At 45.6% G+C, this 309-nt stretch carries 1 pseudogene; it reads right to left on the bottom strand.

Going from position 1 to position 309, the window contains the following annotated elements:
* Nucleotides 1-257: pseudogene (locus AB4585_RS27025) on the bottom strand (radical SAM protein); the annotation flags it as partial.
* Nucleotides 258-309 lie beyond the last annotated feature (52 nt).

Raw genomic sequence — 309 nt, 5'->3', positions numbered from 1 at the left:
TTCCCATACTGACTATCAATGCCGTCTAATAGGCTGATGAGCTTTCTTTGCTCTTCCACCATCTCTTTTTCAGTGAGCGGAGTAAAACTACCTTGCTGAACCATGTCGTCGAGATCTGTTCCCGCTTTGACCGCAAGGGTGAGCACTCGTATCTCTTCTGGGTTAATTTGATTTAATAGCTCAGCCGTTCCAGTCACATGAGTCTCGGAAAGCTCTTTGCCACCGAGTCCCATGATGATGAACGTCATCATTTTCATACCCGCTTGCTTTGCATACTCGGCAGACTTAAGAATTGATTTAGGGGTTATG

Source organism: Vibrio sp. 10N.222.49.C9 (genome assembly GCF_041474985.1).
Taxonomy (GTDB): domain Bacteria; phylum Pseudomonadota; class Gammaproteobacteria; order Enterobacterales; family Vibrionaceae; genus Vibrio; species Vibrio crassostreae_C.
This window is presented reverse-complemented; position numbering and strand designations above follow the sequence as displayed.